The following is a 17,463-nucleotide window of genomic DNA, read 5'->3' as shown; positions in this document are numbered from 1 at the left end:
AATTGCAAATACAAGTGAGAGTTGCCCATGTTTAAAAAACAAATTTGTATAAAGTACTTAACTACATAATCACCATTATGGTCAGGTAAATGATTTTAGGTATATTAGTTTGGTGCTAAATACTTTAACTCACTTGAATATGTACTCCTTTTTAAAAACCTTGAGATCAAAAAATGTAATACTTATAAGTTTGTTTTTGTTGATTTCGTTAATGGCTAACAGTCAAAATCCAGATAAACAAGTTAGAAAAGGATTGAAGGAGTTCATGCAAACCGATAATCCGAGAAAAGGAATTGATAATTTACGGTCATTAGAAGATATCATCATCCAAACCAGTGATTCGTTACAAGGTCAGTTTTATCTTAATTTAGGAATTGCTTACGGACAAGTAAACCATGCGGATTCTTCTTTTTGGTATCTTGACAAAGCTGAAAAAATTGCCCAAAAGACAGATTCAGACTTTTTGATGGCTATGATAAATAACACTCGTGGATTAGTGTATATGGGTAAAGCGGATTACGAAGCGTCTTTAAATTCCTATCAAGAAGTTATGAAAATAGCTGAAGGAAAGAATGACCCACAACTGAATGATGTGTTGAGTAAGACTTATGGAAATTTGGGAGGTGTTTATTACCAATTGGGTCAAGTTGACAAGGCTTTGGAAACCACAAAAAAGTGTTTAAGTCTTTCTGAAACCATTCAAGATACAACTGATATTGCACTTAATCATTTGCGATTGGCAATGGTTTATAATGATTTGAATGAATTAGATAACGGAATTAGTCATTTAACCATGGCTAAAGATTTTTTTGAAAATCTCAACAATCCTGCAATGTTAGTCTATTCTGAAAGTAGCTTGGGTAAAATATTCTTAAAAAAACAATTACTCGATAGTGCTTATTCACATTATGAACAAGCGTACAAATATTCTAAAGTTCTGGGAGACCAAGAAGAGAGTATTACCACCTTGTTGGCAATGTCGAATGTGAAATTAGAACAATCAAAAGTTTCAGAAGCTCAAGAGTTTGCTCAAAACGCACTTCAAAAAGCAAAATCAAATGGATTTGCCAATAGCGAGCAAAAAGCTTACGAATTATTGTATAAAATCGCTCGTAAAAAAGGAAATACCAGTGAAGCTTTAGACCATCTTAATGCATCCATAGTACTAAAAGACTCATTAGGCAATGTAGATGTCAAAGCTCGAATAGCTGAATTGGAAACACAATATGAAACCACTAAAAAAGAAAAGGAGATTCAAAAGCTCACTTATGAAAGTCAGTTGAAAAGTGCCAATCTAGAAAAAGCTAGAAATGAAAAAATAATGCTGATAGTTGGAAGTCTTGCAATTATTGCTTCACTCATATTATTCTTTATAACAAAACACAAAAAAGAAAAAGCAGAACGTATAGCTCAATCATTACAAGTTGAGGCGTTGCAAAAGCGCTTTATGGAATTGCATAGTAGTCCATCTGAACTTTCTGTGGATTTGAATATGGATGAATTGAATCATAAACTTCAAACGCCTCTTACAGAAAGAGAATTTGAAACACTTAAGCTATGTATTGCTGGAAAAACGAATACAAGCATTGCAGATGAGATGTCTGTTACGGTAAGTACTGTAAAGTTTCATTTGAGAAATGCCTACAGCAAATTAGGTGTGAACAATAGGAAGGAAGCCTTCAAATACATGTTGGAGTCCATTTAGATGATATTTTTTTGTGTATTTATGATCATTTTGCAAAGTTTATTTCTATGGTTATAAATAACTGACAATCAATCGGTTAAATATTGATTTTAAAATACTAACCCATAAGGTTAGGCTCTATTATAAGAAAAAAAGGCAGTTTTAGTTTCAAAACGAACTAAAATCAAGTTGCCATCCAATGAAACATTTACTGCTAGTTGCTGTTTTTTACATTTTACATATCTCTGTCTTTTATGCTCAAGTAGGAATTGGAACCACAAATCCTGAGACGTCATCCATTTTAGATATTACCTCAAATGATAAAGGTGTGTTGGTTCCGAGAGTTAATTTAATTGATGTCACCAATGGTACAACACCAATAGCTACACCTGCTACCGGATTATTAGTGTGGAATACTAATGCAGGTGTCACAGGAGGAAATGGTATTGGTTTTTATTTTTTTAACGGATCCCAATGGGAACCAATTCAACAACCTCAAACAAATGACCATGATTTTTATGAAGAAGGCACTTCAGCTGCTCCAGACAATATCAATGATGATACATATACATTTGGTAATGTTGCCATAGGTAAAAACACAGCAGATTACCCATTGGACATTCTAAGTGATACGGCTCCCATTGGCGTACAACTTGCACTAGGAGGAACTGATAACGCTAATCGAACAGCTTATAACACCGTACTTTCCAACACAGGTGATGGGAGACATTATGGTGTCAGCACATTGTTAAATGGGAGTGGTTCGGGAGAGCATGCTGGTCTATATGCTATTTTGGGAGGTACAGGAAATGGTAAACAGGCTGGAATGATTTCTGCCATTAGTAATTTGGGATCTGGAGCGCACTTTGGTGTAGACAATTTGATAAGTGGGCCTGGTTCTGGAGAACACTATGGTGTTAGAAACCGGATTTTAAATAATGGGAATAATGTCCACTATGGTGTGTCTAATTTACTCTCTGGAACGGGTAGTGGAAGGCAATATGGAATTCACACTGAAATAACAAATAACGGAAACGCAAACCATTTTGGGTCTTACAGCATTCTCAGTGGTACAGGAACGGGATCGCATTATGGCAATTGGGTAACCTTGGAAGGTAATGGTTCTGGAAATCAAATAGGAGACTATAATTACATTAGTAACTCTGGAGATGGTACTCATTATGGTGAGTTTATCAGAATTGAAGGTAATGGAACTGGAACACATAATGGAACTGAAATACAGATGTCAGGATCAGGATCTGGCGCTCAGTTGGGTACTATCAATGTCATTGATAACAGTGGTGATGGGTTACACTATGGCTCTTATAATGTGTTAAGAGGAACTGGAACTGGAACACATTATGGTAATTGGGCGCGACTTCAAAGTACTGGAGCAGGTAACCAAATAGGGAATTTTGTAAATATTTCTAATTCAGGTAATGGTAATCACTATGCAAATTATGCAGATATGAATGGCTCTGGTACTGGGGGGCATTATGGAAGCTATTATAGATTTTTTAATAATAACAGTATTGTTCAAGTTGGGTATTATGCGTTGTTTAATAATAGTAGTACTAATAGTCAATATGGATTAAATCTTCAAATAGGTGGTGATGGTGATGGCGAGAAGTACGGTACAACTAATACAGTTTACAATTCAGGTAATGGTCAGCATTATGGCATCTACAATTGGCTTACTGGTACAGGAACTGGTAATAAATTTGGTAGTTTTAATCTCATTCCAAATACAGCTGGTGGGAATCATTACGGAGTGTATTCCAATGTATTGAAACCAGGAAGTTACGCAGGTTATTTTCTTGGTAATGTTTCTATAGGTACAAATTCTGGAAATAGATATATTTTGCCGGCTTCAAGAGGGGCAGCGAATCAAATCATGCAAACTGATAGTGTAGGTAATGTAAGTTGGGTTGACGATCCATCACCTTCCTATTGGTCGCGTACAGGATCTGTGCTCAATCTTCTTAATTCTGGTGATGATATTACCTTTACAAGTGACCAAACCTCGATTACATTTCCATCAACTACAGCTACTGCTGCTCCTATGTTCTATATGTTTGCAAGTGGGTTTAGTAATCCAGATCGAATGATCTTTTCGCATTCAACTGGTGCTCCTAATTATGGATTGTTATATGATGATGTTGATGATTCTTTTCAGTTCTTGAGGAATGGAGTCAATGTTGTTGAAATTGACATATTCGGGACAACAGATGTGCTGACGGTTAATGGTAATATTAGAGTTAATGGTGATATTATTACAGATACGACTACCTATCCTGATTATGTGTTTGAATCCTATTTTGATGGTAAATCAGACATAAATAAAGATTATAGTTTTACATCACTTGAAGATCTTGAGTACTATTTAAGGACCCAGAAACACTTACCGAATGTCAAATCCTATAAAGAAATTAAAGACAGCGGAATGTCAATAAGTGTTGGAGATATGGCAATTACCAATCTCGAAAAGATTGAAGAAGCTTATCTGTATATTGTTGAGCTCAAAAAGGAGAATGATGTGCTAAAAAATAAACTAGAAGCCCAACAAAACGAAATTGATGAGGTCAAGCGTTTGTTGAAATCAATAAAAGAAAATTAATTTCAATATAAATGAGTTGCGTATTTTAGCACGCAATGGATTCGTTAACTCAAATTGTTTTAGGTGCTGCTTGTGGTGAAGCGGTTTTAGGAAAGAAAATAGGGAATAAAGCCTTACTTTTTGGTGCCATAGGTGGCACTATTCCTGACTTAGATGTCATGATTGGCAGTCTGTTGTATGGTAATGAAATAGATGCCATGCTCTTTCATAGAGGGTTTATGCATTCCATCGTTTTTGCCATTTTAGCTGCTTTTGCCTTGGGTTGGCTTACGTTCAGAATATACAATACGAAAAGTAGGGTTGCTCAAACAACAATGAAAGATTGGGTTCACCTATATTTTTGGGCTTTATTCACGCATCCTATTTTAGATTGTTTTACACCTTATGGAACACAGCTGTTTGCGCCTTTTTCAAATTACCGAGTAGCTTTTAACAATATTGCGGTTGCTGATGTGCTCTACACAATTCCTTTTTTGCTGTGCATGATTGTCCTCATGTTTTATAAAAGAAGTCATAATCGTAGAAGATTGTGGCTTAAATTAGGTATTGGAATAAGCGCTGCGTATATGTTGTTTACCATTGTCAATAAAATCTATATTGATTCTGTTTTTAAGGATTCGCTTTCTGATATAAAGCTAGAGTATTCACGCTTTAGTGCTCAACCGACCATCCTGAACAATATTTTGTGGTATGGTATCGCTGAAACAGAATCCGATTATCAAGTGGCGTTTTATTCTTTACTAGATACTTCCAATCGTTTTTCTGAATGGATGGTAATTCCGAAAAAGCGTCTAGCAGATTCAAGGTTTGAAAAGGATATGTCTTGCCTGTCTTGGTTTAGCAATGGCTATTATAATATAAAGGAAACTTCCGAAGGTGATTTTACTTACTACGATTTAAGATATCCAATGGTTCACACTAAGGAAGGGTATAAGCCTGTTTTTAATTTAAATCTTTATGAATCCAATAACCGTTTGGATATGAAACCTTTTGAGCCTGAGACAGAGGATTTGAAGTTTACAATGACCTCATTATGGTATCGTTTAAAAGGTAAATAAAAAAGCCTCTCATATTAAATTGAAAGGCTCTCTTTAAAAGTCTAAGACTTGAAATTTTTATACGGTTGTAAAAGACTCTTTTGGTTCCAAGATGTTTAGTTCAACCATACAGGCTCTCATCATGTTGTAGGTACGTTCAATATCAGCATCCAAACCAATAGAGAAACGAATCAAACCATCGCTTAATCCCATGTCTTTTTGCTCGTCCTCTGGAATTTCCGAAGAGGTTGAACTTCCAGGAGCTGAGAACAGGGTTTTATAAAACCCTAAACTTACAGCCAAATAGCCTAAATTCTTTTCTTGCATCATTTCCATCAAAGCATTAGCGGTATCCAATGATCCAACATCAATGGTGAGCATACCTCCAAAGCCATATTTGTCGTTCATCATTGATTTGAATAACTCATGTGACGGATGCGATGCCAATCCAGGATATACGGTTTTTAATCCGTCTTGCTCAAACTTTTCAGCTAGATATTTAGCGTTTAAACTGTGTTGTTGCATCCTGATATGAAGTGTTCTCAAGTTTTTCAATACGGAAGCCGAGCGTAAACTGTCCATGGTTGAACCTAATAACATAGAAGCACCATCGTTTACATTTCGAAGTTGGTCTATAAATTCTTGAGTACCACAAACAACGCCACCAACAGTGTCACTTGACCCGTTGATAAATTTTGTCAAACTGTGAATGACGATATCTGCGCCGAGTTTTGCTGGAGAAATCGATAGTGGCGAAAACGTATTATCAACTACAAGTTGTAGATTGTGGCGTTTTGCAATGTCTGCTAACCCTTTAATATCAGCGACTTCCAATAACGGATTGCTCACCGATTCACAGTATAGAATTTTTGTTTTTGAAGTAATAGCCTGTTCTACAACATCGAGGTTAGTGATATCCACAAAACTGGTTTTGATATCAAATCGAGGCGTAAAATTTTTCAAAAAAGCATAGGTTCCACCGTAAATGGTTCTGCTCGATACTATATGGTCGCCAGCTTCACAAAGTTGAAGAATGACAGGTGTGATAGCTCCCATTCCTGAAGCCGCAACATTTGCGGTTTCAGTGCCTTCCATGGCTGCTAAAGCTTCACCTAGATAAAGATTGGAAGGTGAGGAGTGTCTGCTGTACAAATAACAACCATCTGCATTGCCCTCAAAAGTATCGAACATGGTCTTGGCAGATAAGAAGGTATAAGTTGAAGAATCTGAAATAGATGGATTCACGCCTCCAAATTCACCAAAATATTGAAGGTCTTGTATGTTGTTGGCAGGTTTAAAGCCCATTAGATTAAATTTAAATAGTTTCTATAACACCAAAATTCAAAAATAATAGACAATAATTCAATTGAAATTTTATATATTAGAAAATAAAACTTTATTTGATAAATATTGCAGATATATTTTCATTTTTGAATTAAATATAAGAATAGGTTTAGAAATATTTTCACATTATGATGTTAGATGACACAGATAATACACTACTTCAATTATTACAATCTGATAGTAAGCAAACCAATAAGGAGCTGGCTAACAAGCTTGGGCTTTCGGTTACAGCGGTTTATGAGCGCATAAAAAAATTGGAACGGGAAGGTGTGATTTCCAAATATGTGGCTTTGGTCAATAAAGAAAGTGTGGAACGTAATTTTGTGACCTTTTGCAGTATCAGGTTGGTCCAACATAGCAAGGAGTATGTAGTCAAATTTGAGAGGGAAGTCACTAAACTTGAAGAGGTTTTAGAATGTTATCACATTAGTGGTGACTATGATTACTTGTTAAAAGTTGTGGTGTCAGACATGGAAGAGTTTAGAGCATTTATGGTGAATAAATTAACAACGATCAATCACATCGGAAATACGCACAGTGCTTTTATGATCAATGAGGTAAAGCATACAACAGCTATCCAACTTTAGATTTTAACTATCTTTAGAATATGAAATCAATAGGATATAGGCTTACGGAACTTTTCTTCATCTTTGTTTTGATACCTATTGGTTTTGCGATGGAAATTCCTTTTTGGATCAAGGGCGCAATTGGAGTCTTAGGATTTTTATACATTCTCTTTATCATGTTACGTGTGGAAAGAATCAAGGTTGCATTAGCACCAAATCTAAACTGGAATACATTTTATAAACGCATCTTATTTCAGTTTTTGGGAATTATGGTTGTAACCACTTTGTATGTGTGGATCGTTGATAGGTCGAACTTATTTGTTGTGGTATGGAACAAACCCTTACTTTGGTTGGTAATTCTTTTCGTATATGCTTTCTTTTCGGTGTATCCTCAAGAATTGATTTATCGCACTTTCTTTTTTAAGCGTTATCAAGAGTTGTTTAAAAATCAGAATCTATTTATCCTGATTAATGCAACACTTTTTTCCTTAGGTCATATCTTTTTCAAAAACAGTCTGGTCATGGTGCTCACATTTGTTGGCGGATTGCTTTTTGCCTATACCTTTAAAAAAACTCAATCTACTATTTTGGTGTCTATTGAGCACGCCGTATATGGATGCTGGCTATTCACGGTTGGCATGGGAACTATGCTTGGTTTTCCTTCATGAAGCTACTACTTCTGTTAATTCTATACTAATTAACAAAAAGAGAATAAAAAGAATGATTAGATTAAGTGATGTAAATCAACCAATTAAGAATTTGACATGGATAAGACACTTATCTCTAGACGAACTTTAGTCAAAAGCTCACTTTTCGGAATGCTTGCAGCATCCATACCAAGCATCGTTTATGCCAAGAATATGTTTTCGGACGTATCAGAGGTTCCAAAGCTTTTTCATCGGTATCCTTCTATTGATGATGCGATTGTTAATGAAGTAGTCGGAAAATCCCATTTTGATTTTGACGGACTTAAATCCTTGGTAGACAAACGTCCCGAATTGGCTAGAGCAACTTGGGACTGGAGTTTTGGCGATTGGGAATCTGCGATTGGTGCAGCATCACATGTTGGTCGACGTGATATTGTTCAGTATTTAATCGAAAAAGGTGCTAGACCAACCATGTTCACCTATGCGATGCTTGGTGCTTTTGAGGTGGTTAAGGCGATGATTGAAATGACGCCAAATATTCAAAAACTGTCGGGTCCTCATGGCATAAGTTTATTAGATCACGCCAAGGTTGGCCTAAGAATGAAAGACAACATGACTTCGCAAGAAATATTGAATTCAGAACAATTGATTGATTATTTGGAAGGTTTAGGTAATGCTGGTGGTAAGACTTACCAGTCACTTACAAATGATGAGAAGGAAAAATATTTAGGTGATTATAAATATGGTGATGGTGAAACAGATGGTTTTTCAGTGAAGCTCAATATGCGAAAAATGATTGCTTTGGGTAAACTTGGAAAGTTTGGTGGCGGATTGTTACCGATTGGTGACCATAAGTTTTTATATAATGGCGTGTCTTCGGTTTACATCGCTTTTCAAGTTGAAGATCAAAAGGTCAAGTCGTTGACAATTCATGAACCTGATCTTACTTTGGTGGCTAGAAAAATCTAATTTTTCAGACTTTATAAGACTGCTGATTTTTTATTGAGTTCCCATAAAACATTCGTATTTTTGTAATCGTTTTAGTAAAATCTTGATAAAAATTTTCATATGAAATCATACGATGTAGCTGTCATAGGATCTGGTCCTGGTGGATACGTAGCCGCAATTAGATGTGCACAATTAGGCATGAAAACAGCCATAATTGAAAAATACCCAACGCTTGGTGGAACCTGTTTGAATGTAGGATGTATTCCAAGTAAGGCGCTTTTGTCATCTTCACATCATTATGAGGAGGCTACAAAACACTTTGAAGAGCATGGCATTGAAATTCCAGGCGATATTAAAGTCAATTTAGAAAAAATGATTGCGCGCAAGCAGGCTGTTGTAGATCAAACGACGAGCGGTATCGATTTCTTAATGAAAAAGAACAAGATTGATGTTTATGAAGGTCTTGGAAGTTTCAAAGATGCAACCCACATTAAGATTGATGGCAAGGATGCTGGTGAAATAGAAGCAAAAAATACCATTATCGCTACAGGTTCGAAACCATCAAACTTACCATTTATCAAGCTGGATAAGGAACGTGTCATTACCTCTACGGAAGCACTTAAACTAAAGGAAATTCCAAAGCACATGATCATTATTGGTGGTGGTGTTATCGGTTTAGAATTAGGTCAGGTCTACAGGCGCCTTGGTGCTGAAGTGTCGGTTATTGAATATATGGATCGTATCTTACCAACTATGGACGGATCTCTATCCAAAGAATTGAATAAAGTCTTCAAAAAAGCCAAGTTTGGAATACATGTGTCTCATAAAGTGCAATCGGTTGAGCGTAAAGGTGATGAGGTCATTGTAAAAGCCGAAAACAAAAAAGGTGAAGTAGTTGAGTTCAAAGGCGATTATTGTTTGGTGTCTGTTGGTCGTCGACCATATACCGATGGATTGAACGCTGAAGCTGCAGGCGTAAAAATCAATGATAGAGGACAGGTCGAGGTAAATGACCATTTGCAAACCAATGTAAAAAATATCTATGCGATTGGAGATGTGGTAAAAGGAGCCATGTTAGCCCATAAAGCTGAAGAGGAAGGTGTTTTTGTTGCTGAAACTTTAGCGGGTCAAAAGCCGCATATTGATTACAATTTGATTCCTGGAGTTGTCTACACATGGCCTGAAGTTGCTGCTGTTGGAAAAACGGAAGAAGAATTGAAAGAAAAAGGAGTAGAGTATAAGTCCGGACAATTTCCATTTAGAGCACTTGGAAGAGCAAGAGCAAGTGGCGATATTGATGGGTTTGTTAAAATATTAGCCGATAAAAAAACGGATGAGGTTCTTGGAATCCATATGATTGGTGCGCGTTGTGCCGATCTGATTGCTGAAGCGGTTGTTGCTATGGAATACAGGGCATCTGCCGAAGATATTTCTAGAATGTCGCATGCACATCCAACATTTGCTGAAGCTGTTAAGGAAGCTGCTTTGGCAGCAACCGATGACCGTGCATTACATGTGTAATTTTCGATTGAGGATTCAGCTGAAATAGAAGAATCTAATATTATAAGATCAAGGCGAACTCAATAGGTTCGCTTTTTTTAATTTATTTAATTATGAGTGAACTTACATTAACCACACCAGCATTATTGTTTTCTGCAATCTCATTGATCATGCTTGCCTATACCAATCGTTTTTTGGCTTATGCGGCTGTGATAAGAAATCTACATGATAAATATCTAGAGCGCATGGATGATTCCTTAATTGAACAAATCAAGAACTTAAAGCTACGCTTGAACTTGACACGATGGATGCAAATCTTCGGAATTACGAGTTTATTGCTTTGCGTACTTACCATGTTTTTAATTTATGTAGAATATAAAATATTGGCAGTTTGGATTTTTGGAATTGCTTTGATACTATTGATTTTGTCATTGGCGCTTCTAATCAAGGAAATCCAAATCTCAATTCGTGCTTTGAGTTTACATATCAGTGATATTGAAAGCTATTTAAAAAAGTAAGACTACAATTCCCTAATCAAGTCTACAATTCGTAAACGTTTACTGTAATCACTTTCATTGACATCGCGTACAAAACAATACGCACTAATCTCCTCCCGTTTTACTTTTTCAGAAAGGACTTCAACTGAAAATGGCCCAAATTCCTTGGATTTTTCGATATAATAAAACTCATGTCCGTAGATGAGTTTTGAAACTTTCTTTTTATACTTTTCCTTTAAATAAACTTGAATATCCTCAATGTTATTTAAGTCTTCTTCATGGTTGGCTGTGTTGATGAATAAAGCAAAGTCTTTCTTATCTTGATGATTCAGTACTAAAATATCATCGTCTCGAAAGAAAGCTTTAACGGTTATTATGCCATCTTCGGTTTCCACTGTGAAAACATTGCGTATGCTTAAATCCCATGACGTTTTGATCAGACTGTTTTTTCTTTTTATTTCAAGAATATTGTCCTCCTTAAAGGTGTAAACGGATTTTTTTTTGGAAATACCATTTACCAAAACCCACGCTTTATTAATAAAATGAGCATTGTAATGACGTTTATAGTCAAAAGGTTTAAGGTTGGGAATGAGATTGCGTAGATAATCGTCCATAAAAGTAGGTTTCCTTCAAAAATACGAAATAATAAAATTAACGGTTTTAAAAGTAATTTATTTGATATGCGGTAATAACATGAAAATCAATTACTTTTGCACGATTTTTTGCCTGATTTTGAGTTTGGGCAATCTTTTTAATTGAAAAGATTGTGACTTTATTGAAATGTTTGTGTCAAAATAACAACCTTTAAACTGTCCAATTTTTTGGAACCCATAGAAAGAATAAAAAAACTAACTGACGAAGAACTGGTAAGTGCCATTGTGAAAGACAATGATACATTGCTGTTTGAAGTCCTTTATGATAGATATGCCTCACTGGTATACAATAAATGCTATGGTTTTGCAAAGGATGGAGATGAGGCCAAAGATTTGACTCAAGATGTATTTTTAAAACTGTTTGTCAAATTGGCGAGCTTTAAGGGGAAATCAAAATTTTCAACATGGTTGTATGCTTTTACCTATAACCATTGTGTGAATTATGTGACGAGAAACACGGCTAAAAAAATTGAAAAACAATCTGTAGATTATACAGATATTGAAAATATTTCTGAAGATCCAGATGATTCTGGCTTGATAGATATGCGTTTAGATAAGCTTAAAGAGGCTTTAGAGCTCGTGTCTCCTGAAGAAAAAATGATACTATTGCTAAAATACAAAGACAATCTCAGTATTAAAGAGATTGAAAGTGTTTTAGATATTGGGCAAAGCGCTGTTAAAATGAGAATTAAACGCGCTAAGGATAAATTGATAACGGTATACCATAATGAACTTGTGTGATGGAAAATCCATTTAAAGACATAGACAAGCCTTTACAGTCGGTTCCTCCAGAACTGAAATCAAAGGTGATGAACGACATTGCCATTGCAAAGTTGCTTATGGAATTGGCCGAGCTGTTTTCATATAACTTAGGTGATGTTATAGAAACTGTAATAAGTAAAAGAGATAAAAAATAATAGCTGTTAAAAACTAATAATCAAAATCATGGACAAAGTTAATGAGTATAAAAATATAGCGATGGATTCCCTAACGGCTATGTGGTTGGAAATCACCAAGATTTTCCCAAGCATCATAGGCGCTTTAATCGTATTGTTTATCGGTTGGTTAATAACCAAAATAATGGTAAAGCTTATAAAGAAAGCACTTAAAATGGCAAAAGCTGATAAACTGGATGAAAAGCTTAACGAGATTGAAATCGTTGAAGGAAAGCAACTTAACTTCGATACGGTAAAAGTGGTTTCCACTTTCGTGAAATGGGTGATGTACATCATGATTCTGATCATGGTTTCTGATATTCTGGATTTAAAGATCATTTCAGAACAAATCAGTGATTTCCTAGGGTATTTGCCTAAGCTTTTTGTAGCGCTCATCATTTTTACTCTTGGTCTTTTGTTTGCCAATTTTGTAAAAAAAGGGCTTCAGTCGTTTTTTGAATCCATGGACTTGTCTGGTGCTAAAATCATCAGTCAAGTGGTGTTTTTCTTGTTGTTGATTTTTATTTCAATAACAGCACTTAATCAAGCGGGTGTCAATACGGAAATCATTACAAGTAACTTAACCATGATCTTGGCGGCATTCTTGTTGTCTTTTGCGATTGCATTTGGTTTGGGCGCAAGGGAAGTAGTTGCAGATTTGTTAAGGACTTTCTACACGAGAAAAACGTATGAAGTAGGGAATAAAATTGTTCTCGACGGACAAACTTATGAAATTGATAGTATCAGTAATATTTCGGTAGTATTAAAAAACCAAAACGGAAAAATGGTGGTCCCAATTAAGGATATAGTAGAAAATCAGATAAAAGTTATAGATTAAGTATAATTTAGGGTTAAAGGTTAGTATAATTATATGCCTATAACGATTTGAAGATTTTTTGCTTTCCCTTTCCTTTTTGGAAAGGGATTTTTTTATCGCTTCTTGCGTCGCTTGGCATTTTTATCACCACGCGTTTTAGGTTTTTTGTACTTTGTTGAGATTTTCCTTTTGTAAGAGCCTCCTAAATTGACTTTTTTGTTTTTGTCCTTTTTTTCATGGAACGCTGGCCCAGGAGTGTCTTCCGTTAAGCGTTTTGTCGGATTGTTACGTTCCTTGATTTCTGGACGCTCTTCTCTTATCAGTTGATCAGAAATTTTAACAGCTTCAGGAAATTCTACTATTGGAATTTCCATGTTCATGTAGCTTTCAATAGCACTCAAGGCTTCTTTTTCATTTTCTGTGGAAAAAGTCAAAGCAACACCTTCTTGTTCGGCACGACCTGTACGTCCAATGCGATGCATGTAGTTCTCAGGATAATTCGGTGTGTCAAAATTAACGACATGGCTTATATTGTCAATGTCCAAACCTCTAGCCATAACATCTGTAGCAATTAAAATACGATGTTCACCTGACTCAAATTGCTCAATGCTTCGTAATCTGTAATTTTGTGTTTTGTTAGAATGGATCACACAAGTTTCACCAGGAATACGTTCTTCCAGTTCGTCAAATAACATATCTGCCATTTTCTTGAAGGCGACAAATACCAAGACTTTATTAAATTCTTCAGAAGATTTCAGGAGATATTCCAATAGATTCACTTTCGTGTGGAAGTTTGGAACATTATAGCGCTGCTGCTTAATGTTGTTCAAAGGTGTTCCTGAAACGGCAATGGTAATGCGTTGCGGATTGATAAAAAACGATTGAATCAATTGGTCGACATCTTCGGTCATGGTTGCCGAAAACATAATATTTTGTCGTCTTTCAGGCAGGAGATCAAAAATATTTAAAAGCTGATGCCTGAACCCGAGATCCAACATCACATCAACTTCATCAATCACTAATTTTTGAATGCTTTTCAATTGTAAAACATGGCTAACTGCCAAATCAAATAAACGTCCTGGTGTTGCAACAATAATGTCCTGTCCTTGGGCAACGGCTTGTTTTTGGGTATTGATATTAGTGCCTCCATATACGCCTAAAACCCTAACATTGATATAAGCTGCTAGCTTTTCAATATCATCAACAAGTTGAACTACTAGTTCTCGAGTAGGAACCAAAATCAAAACTCTCGGATTGTCTTGAGTAGAATATTTTAAGTGCCTTAAAATAGGCATCATATAAGCAAAGGTTTTTCCTGTACCAGTTTGCGCAATGCCAACCAAGTCCTTCCCAGAAGCAACAGGATTAAATGCCTGTGCTTGGATGGGAGTGGGTTTAGAAAAACCTAAATCATCCAAGGCATTTTGCAATGGTGTGTTTAAGTTTAAATCTTCAAAACTAAGGACTTCTTCCATATTGCAAATGTAATTCTTTACTTGGGTTTCAAGGCTTTTATTCAGTATTTTTGTGCTTCATTCAAAACTATTGAGAACACTAACGCAGCATCATATTTCAGATTCTGAGGATTTTAAAAGAAAACTTTTAAAGTGGAGTACTCAGTTCCATGAGGTTATCTGGTTAGATTCCAATACTTACGAACAACAATTCTCGAATTTTGACGCTGTATTGGCTGTCGATGCCTTTACAAGTATCCAGACCGATTATCACAATGCTTTTGATCAACTGAAAGAGTATCAAACCATAACAAATGATTGGGTTTTCGGTTATTTATCTTATGATCTTAAGAATGACGTTGAACAGTTAACATCCAATAATTACGATGGATTGAAATTTCCGGAACTGTACTTTTTTCAGCCTAAAAAGGTGTTTTTGTTAAAAGGAAATAATCTTGAGATTCAATATTTGAATATGGTTTCCGATGAATTGGAAGCAGATTTGAAATCCATTTATGACCAAGATTTGAAGGAAACTAACGCTGCTTCAAATCAAGAACACAAAGTAAAGATAAGTCTTCGTATTCATAAGGATGCTTACTTTGAAAAAGTTAATAGCATGCTGGAGCATATTCATAGAGGTGATATTTACGAAGCTAATTTTTGTCAGGAATTTTATGCCGAAAATACCGAAATTAATCCCTTGCATATCTACAACAATCTAAATGCTATTTCTAAAGCGCCTTTCGCTACGTTTTTAAGAGTTAACAATAAGTTCTTGTTGTCTGCATCGCCAGAACGATATATAAAAAAGGAAGGCAGTAAAATTGTATCGCAACCTATAAAGGGTACTGCTAAACGTTCTGAAAATCCAGATGAAGATGCCGTTTTAAAAGCCAATTTATTCACCGATGAAAAAGAGCGTAGTGAAAATATCATGATTGTTGATTTGGTTCGCAACGATCTCTCTAAAACTGCAGTAAAAGGAAGTGTTAAAGTTGAGGAGCTTTGTGTTGTGTATACATTTGAGCAAGTGCATCAGATGATTTCAACAATTACTTCTGAAATTACTAAAGATACACATCCTGTTGAGGTTGTTAAAACGACATTTCCTATGGGAAGCATGACTGGAGCGCCAAAGATTTCAGCAATGGAAATTATTGAAGAACTGGAAGAAACAAAACGCGGATTATATTCTGGAGCCGTAGGTTATTTTAAGCCTGAAGGCGATTTTGATTTTAATGTGGTAATCCGAAGTATTTTATATAATGCAACGCAAAAGTATGTGTCCTATTCGGTAGGTGGTGCTATCACAGCTAAAAGTGATCCCGTTAAGGAATATGAAGAGTGTTTGATAAAGGCAAGGGCAATGCGACAGGTTTTGGAAGATTAATGTCGGTTTTTATTTGAAAAAACACATACCTTTGATTTGTGTTAAGCGAATTCAAGAAACATATTGATGCGTCACTTCCCTTTTTGAAGGAAGGAAAATTGCTAATCGCTATTTCTGGTGGATTGGACAGTGTTGTGCTAACACATCTTTGTAAATCGGCTAACTTAAATATAGCTTTAGCTCATTGCAACTTCAAGTTGAGAGGAGAAGAAAGCGATGCTGATGAAGATTTTGTATTGCAATTAAGTGAAGATCTAAATCTTGAGGTCTTCATAGAGTATTTTGATACGGAAAAATATGCTTCCAAACACAAGCTCTCCATTCAAATGGCAGCTAGGGAGTTGCGTTACCATTGGTTCGATACGATGTTGAACGATTTAGATTTTGATTGCCTTTTAACGGCTCATCATGCTGATGATAACCTAGAAACATTTTTGATTAACTTGACAAGAGGTTCGGGTTTGTCTGGTTTAACAGGTATTCCTGAAGTGAATAATGCAGTGGTTCGTCCGCTATTGCCATTTTCTAGAGCGCAGTTGGAAGCCTATGCAAAGCAAAATGGCTTGCAATGGCGTGAAGACAGTAGCAATGTTTCAGATAAATATCTTAGAAATAAACTACGTCATCATATCATTCCGCAGTTAAAGGAAATAGCACCTGAATTATTGTCTAATTTCAACACGACCATATCCAATTTAAAGGATGCTTCAGATATCGTTGATGATGGTCTTGATGCATTATCTGAAAAGGCTATTTCAGAAATTGATGGACATCAGATCAAATTTAAAATTTCTGAATTTGAAAGATTTAACAATCCAAAAGCTTACTTGTACGAGATGTTCAAGGGTTACGGATTTACAGAATGGAACGATGTTGTAGACTTGTTGACAGCCCAATCTGGAAAACAAATTTTTTCAGATAGTTATCGATTATTGAAAGATCGAGAGCATCTGATTCTAACTGATAAAGCTAACGACGAGGAAGCGGATAATGCGAAAAAGATTTTAATCTCTGACGATGTCAGATCGATTGAAACACCTTTTGGTGTGTTGCTTTTTGATGAAGCCGATTCAGTTATAAAGTCTTCAGAAACAACTGTGTTTGTTGACAAAGATTTGTTGGACTTCCCATTACACATAAGAAAATGGAAAGAAGGTGACATGTTTTATCCTTTAGGAATGAAGGGTAAAAAGAAGTTGAGTAAATATTTTAAAGATGAGAAACTCTCTTTGGTAGCTAAGGAAAAGAGTCGTCTTTTGGTTTCTGATGGCAAGATTGTTTGGGTCATTGGAATGCGTGCAGATGATCGTTTTAAAGTCACCAATTACACAACAAATATTTTAAAAATACAATTAATTGCTACTTAGAGCA

At 35.7% G+C, this 17,463-nt stretch carries 16 protein-coding genes; 13 read left to right on the top strand and 3 right to left on the bottom strand.

Annotated elements, in window-relative coordinates:
• Nucleotides 1-211 precede the first annotated feature (211 nt).
• The 3 genes from AB9K26_RS07540 to AB9K26_RS07530 all read left to right on the top strand — a co-directional run bounded on the left by AB9K26_RS07540 (nucleotide 212) and on the right by AB9K26_RS07530 (nucleotide 5,359).
• Entirely contained in the window at nucleotides 212-1,705 is a 1,494-nt protein-coding gene (locus tag AB9K26_RS07540) for a tetratricopeptide repeat protein (RefSeq protein WP_369971943.1), read from the top strand.
• Between the two features lie 178 nt (nucleotides 1,706-1,883).
• Nucleotides 1,884-4,301 (top strand): hypothetical protein, encoded by a 2,418-nt coding sequence (locus AB9K26_RS07535; RefSeq protein WP_369971942.1) that lies wholly within the window; start codon nucleotides 1,884-1,886, stop codon nucleotides 4,299-4,301.
• Nucleotides 4,302-4,336: 35 nt separating this feature from the next.
• Nucleotides 4,337-5,359 (top strand): metal-dependent hydrolase, encoded by a 1,023-nt coding sequence (locus AB9K26_RS07530; protein ID WP_369971941.1) that lies wholly within the window; start codon nucleotides 4,337-4,339, stop codon nucleotides 5,357-5,359.
• Between the two features lie 57 nt (nucleotides 5,360-5,416).
• On the opposite strand, the gene AB9K26_RS07525 is transcribed toward AB9K26_RS07530, so the two are convergent.
• A complete protein-coding gene (locus AB9K26_RS07525) occupies nucleotides 5,417-6,643 on the bottom strand; it encodes an aminotransferase class I/II-fold pyridoxal phosphate-dependent enzyme (protein WP_369971940.1) in 1,227 nt (408 codons plus the stop codon).
• A 167-nt stretch (nucleotides 6,644-6,810) separates the two neighbouring features.
• On the opposite strand from AB9K26_RS07525, the gene AB9K26_RS07520 reads away from it, so the two are divergent.
• From AB9K26_RS07520 to AB9K26_RS07500, 5 genes are all read left to right on the top strand, one after another.
• On the top strand, nucleotides 6,811-7,269 hold the full coding sequence (locus AB9K26_RS07520; RefSeq protein WP_369971939.1) for an Lrp/AsnC family transcriptional regulator: 459 nt from the start codon (nucleotides 6,811-6,813) through the stop codon (nucleotides 7,267-7,269).
• Nucleotides 7,270-7,289: 20 nt separating this feature from the next.
• The gene (locus AB9K26_RS07515; protein WP_369971938.1) at nucleotides 7,290-7,916 is read left to right on the top strand and encodes a type II CAAX prenyl endopeptidase Rce1 family protein; all 627 of its coding nucleotides are present in this window, start codon (nucleotides 7,290-7,292) and stop codon (nucleotides 7,914-7,916) included.
• 96 nt (nucleotides 7,917-8,012) lie between these two features.
• The gene (locus AB9K26_RS07510; protein ID WP_369971937.1) at nucleotides 8,013-8,864 is read left to right on the top strand and encodes a hypothetical protein; all 852 of its coding nucleotides are present in this window, start codon (nucleotides 8,013-8,015) and stop codon (nucleotides 8,862-8,864) included.
• Between the two features lie 99 nt (nucleotides 8,865-8,963).
• Entirely contained in the window at nucleotides 8,964-10,364 is a 1,401-nt protein-coding gene (lpdA, locus tag AB9K26_RS07505) for a dihydrolipoyl dehydrogenase (protein WP_369971936.1), read from the top strand.
• 92 nt (nucleotides 10,365-10,456) lie between these two features.
• Nucleotides 10,457-10,861, top strand: a complete 405-nt coding sequence (locus tag AB9K26_RS07500; RefSeq protein WP_369971935.1) for a DUF2721 domain-containing protein — start codon at nucleotides 10,457-10,459, stop codon at nucleotides 10,859-10,861.
• A gap of 2 nt (nucleotides 10,862-10,863) precedes the next feature.
• On the opposite strand, the gene AB9K26_RS07495 is transcribed toward AB9K26_RS07500, so the two are convergent.
• A complete protein-coding gene (locus AB9K26_RS07495) occupies nucleotides 10,864-11,454 on the bottom strand; it encodes a hypothetical protein (protein WP_369971934.1) in 591 nt (196 codons plus the stop codon).
• 207 nt (nucleotides 11,455-11,661) lie between these two features.
• Here AB9K26_RS07495 and AB9K26_RS07490 point away from each other — a divergent pair, with 207 nt between their 5' ends.
• From AB9K26_RS07490 to AB9K26_RS07480, 3 genes are read left to right on the top strand one after another with little or no spacing between them, the layout of a single operon-like run.
• The gene (locus AB9K26_RS07490; RefSeq protein ID WP_369971933.1) at nucleotides 11,662-12,234 is read left to right on the top strand and encodes an RNA polymerase sigma factor; all 573 of its coding nucleotides are present in this window, start codon (nucleotides 11,662-11,664) and stop codon (nucleotides 12,232-12,234) included.
• Entirely contained in the window at nucleotides 12,234-12,410 is a 177-nt protein-coding gene (locus AB9K26_RS07485; protein ID WP_369971932.1) for a hypothetical protein, read from the top strand. The genes AB9K26_RS07490 and AB9K26_RS07485 overlap by 1 nt, the downstream gene beginning before the upstream one ends.
• Before the next feature lie 28 nt (nucleotides 12,411-12,438).
• Nucleotides 12,439-13,266: a hypothetical protein gene (locus AB9K26_RS07480; protein WP_369971931.1), complete on the top strand. Its 828-nt coding sequence runs from the start codon at nucleotides 12,439-12,441 to the stop codon at nucleotides 13,264-13,266.
• A gap of 92 nt (nucleotides 13,267-13,358) precedes the next feature.
• On the opposite strand, the gene AB9K26_RS07475 is transcribed toward AB9K26_RS07480, so the two are convergent.
• Nucleotides 13,359-14,720: a DEAD/DEAH box helicase gene (locus AB9K26_RS07475; RefSeq protein WP_369971930.1), complete on the bottom strand. Its 1,362-nt coding sequence runs from the start codon at nucleotides 14,718-14,720 to the stop codon at nucleotides 13,359-13,361.
• A 70-nt stretch (nucleotides 14,721-14,790) separates the two neighbouring features.
• On the opposite strand from AB9K26_RS07475, the gene pabB reads away from it, so the two are divergent.
• Both pabB and tilS read left to right on the top strand, forming a co-directional pair.
• Nucleotides 14,791-16,092 (top strand): aminodeoxychorismate synthase component I, encoded by a 1,302-nt coding sequence (pabB, locus tag AB9K26_RS07470; RefSeq protein WP_369971929.1) that lies wholly within the window; start codon nucleotides 14,791-14,793, stop codon nucleotides 16,090-16,092.
• A 38-nt stretch (nucleotides 16,093-16,130) separates the two neighbouring features.
• Complete coding sequence (tilS, locus tag AB9K26_RS07465; protein ID WP_369971928.1) at nucleotides 16,131-17,459, top strand: tRNA lysidine(34) synthetase TilS; 1,329 nt, start codon at nucleotides 16,131-16,133, stop codon at nucleotides 17,457-17,459.
• Nucleotides 17,460-17,463 lie beyond the last annotated feature (4 nt).

This window comes from Psychroserpens sp. XS_ASV72 (assembly GCF_041224425.1).
Lineage (GTDB): Bacteria > Bacteroidota > Bacteroidia > Flavobacteriales > Flavobacteriaceae > Psychroserpens.
This window is presented reverse-complemented; position numbering and strand designations above follow the sequence as displayed.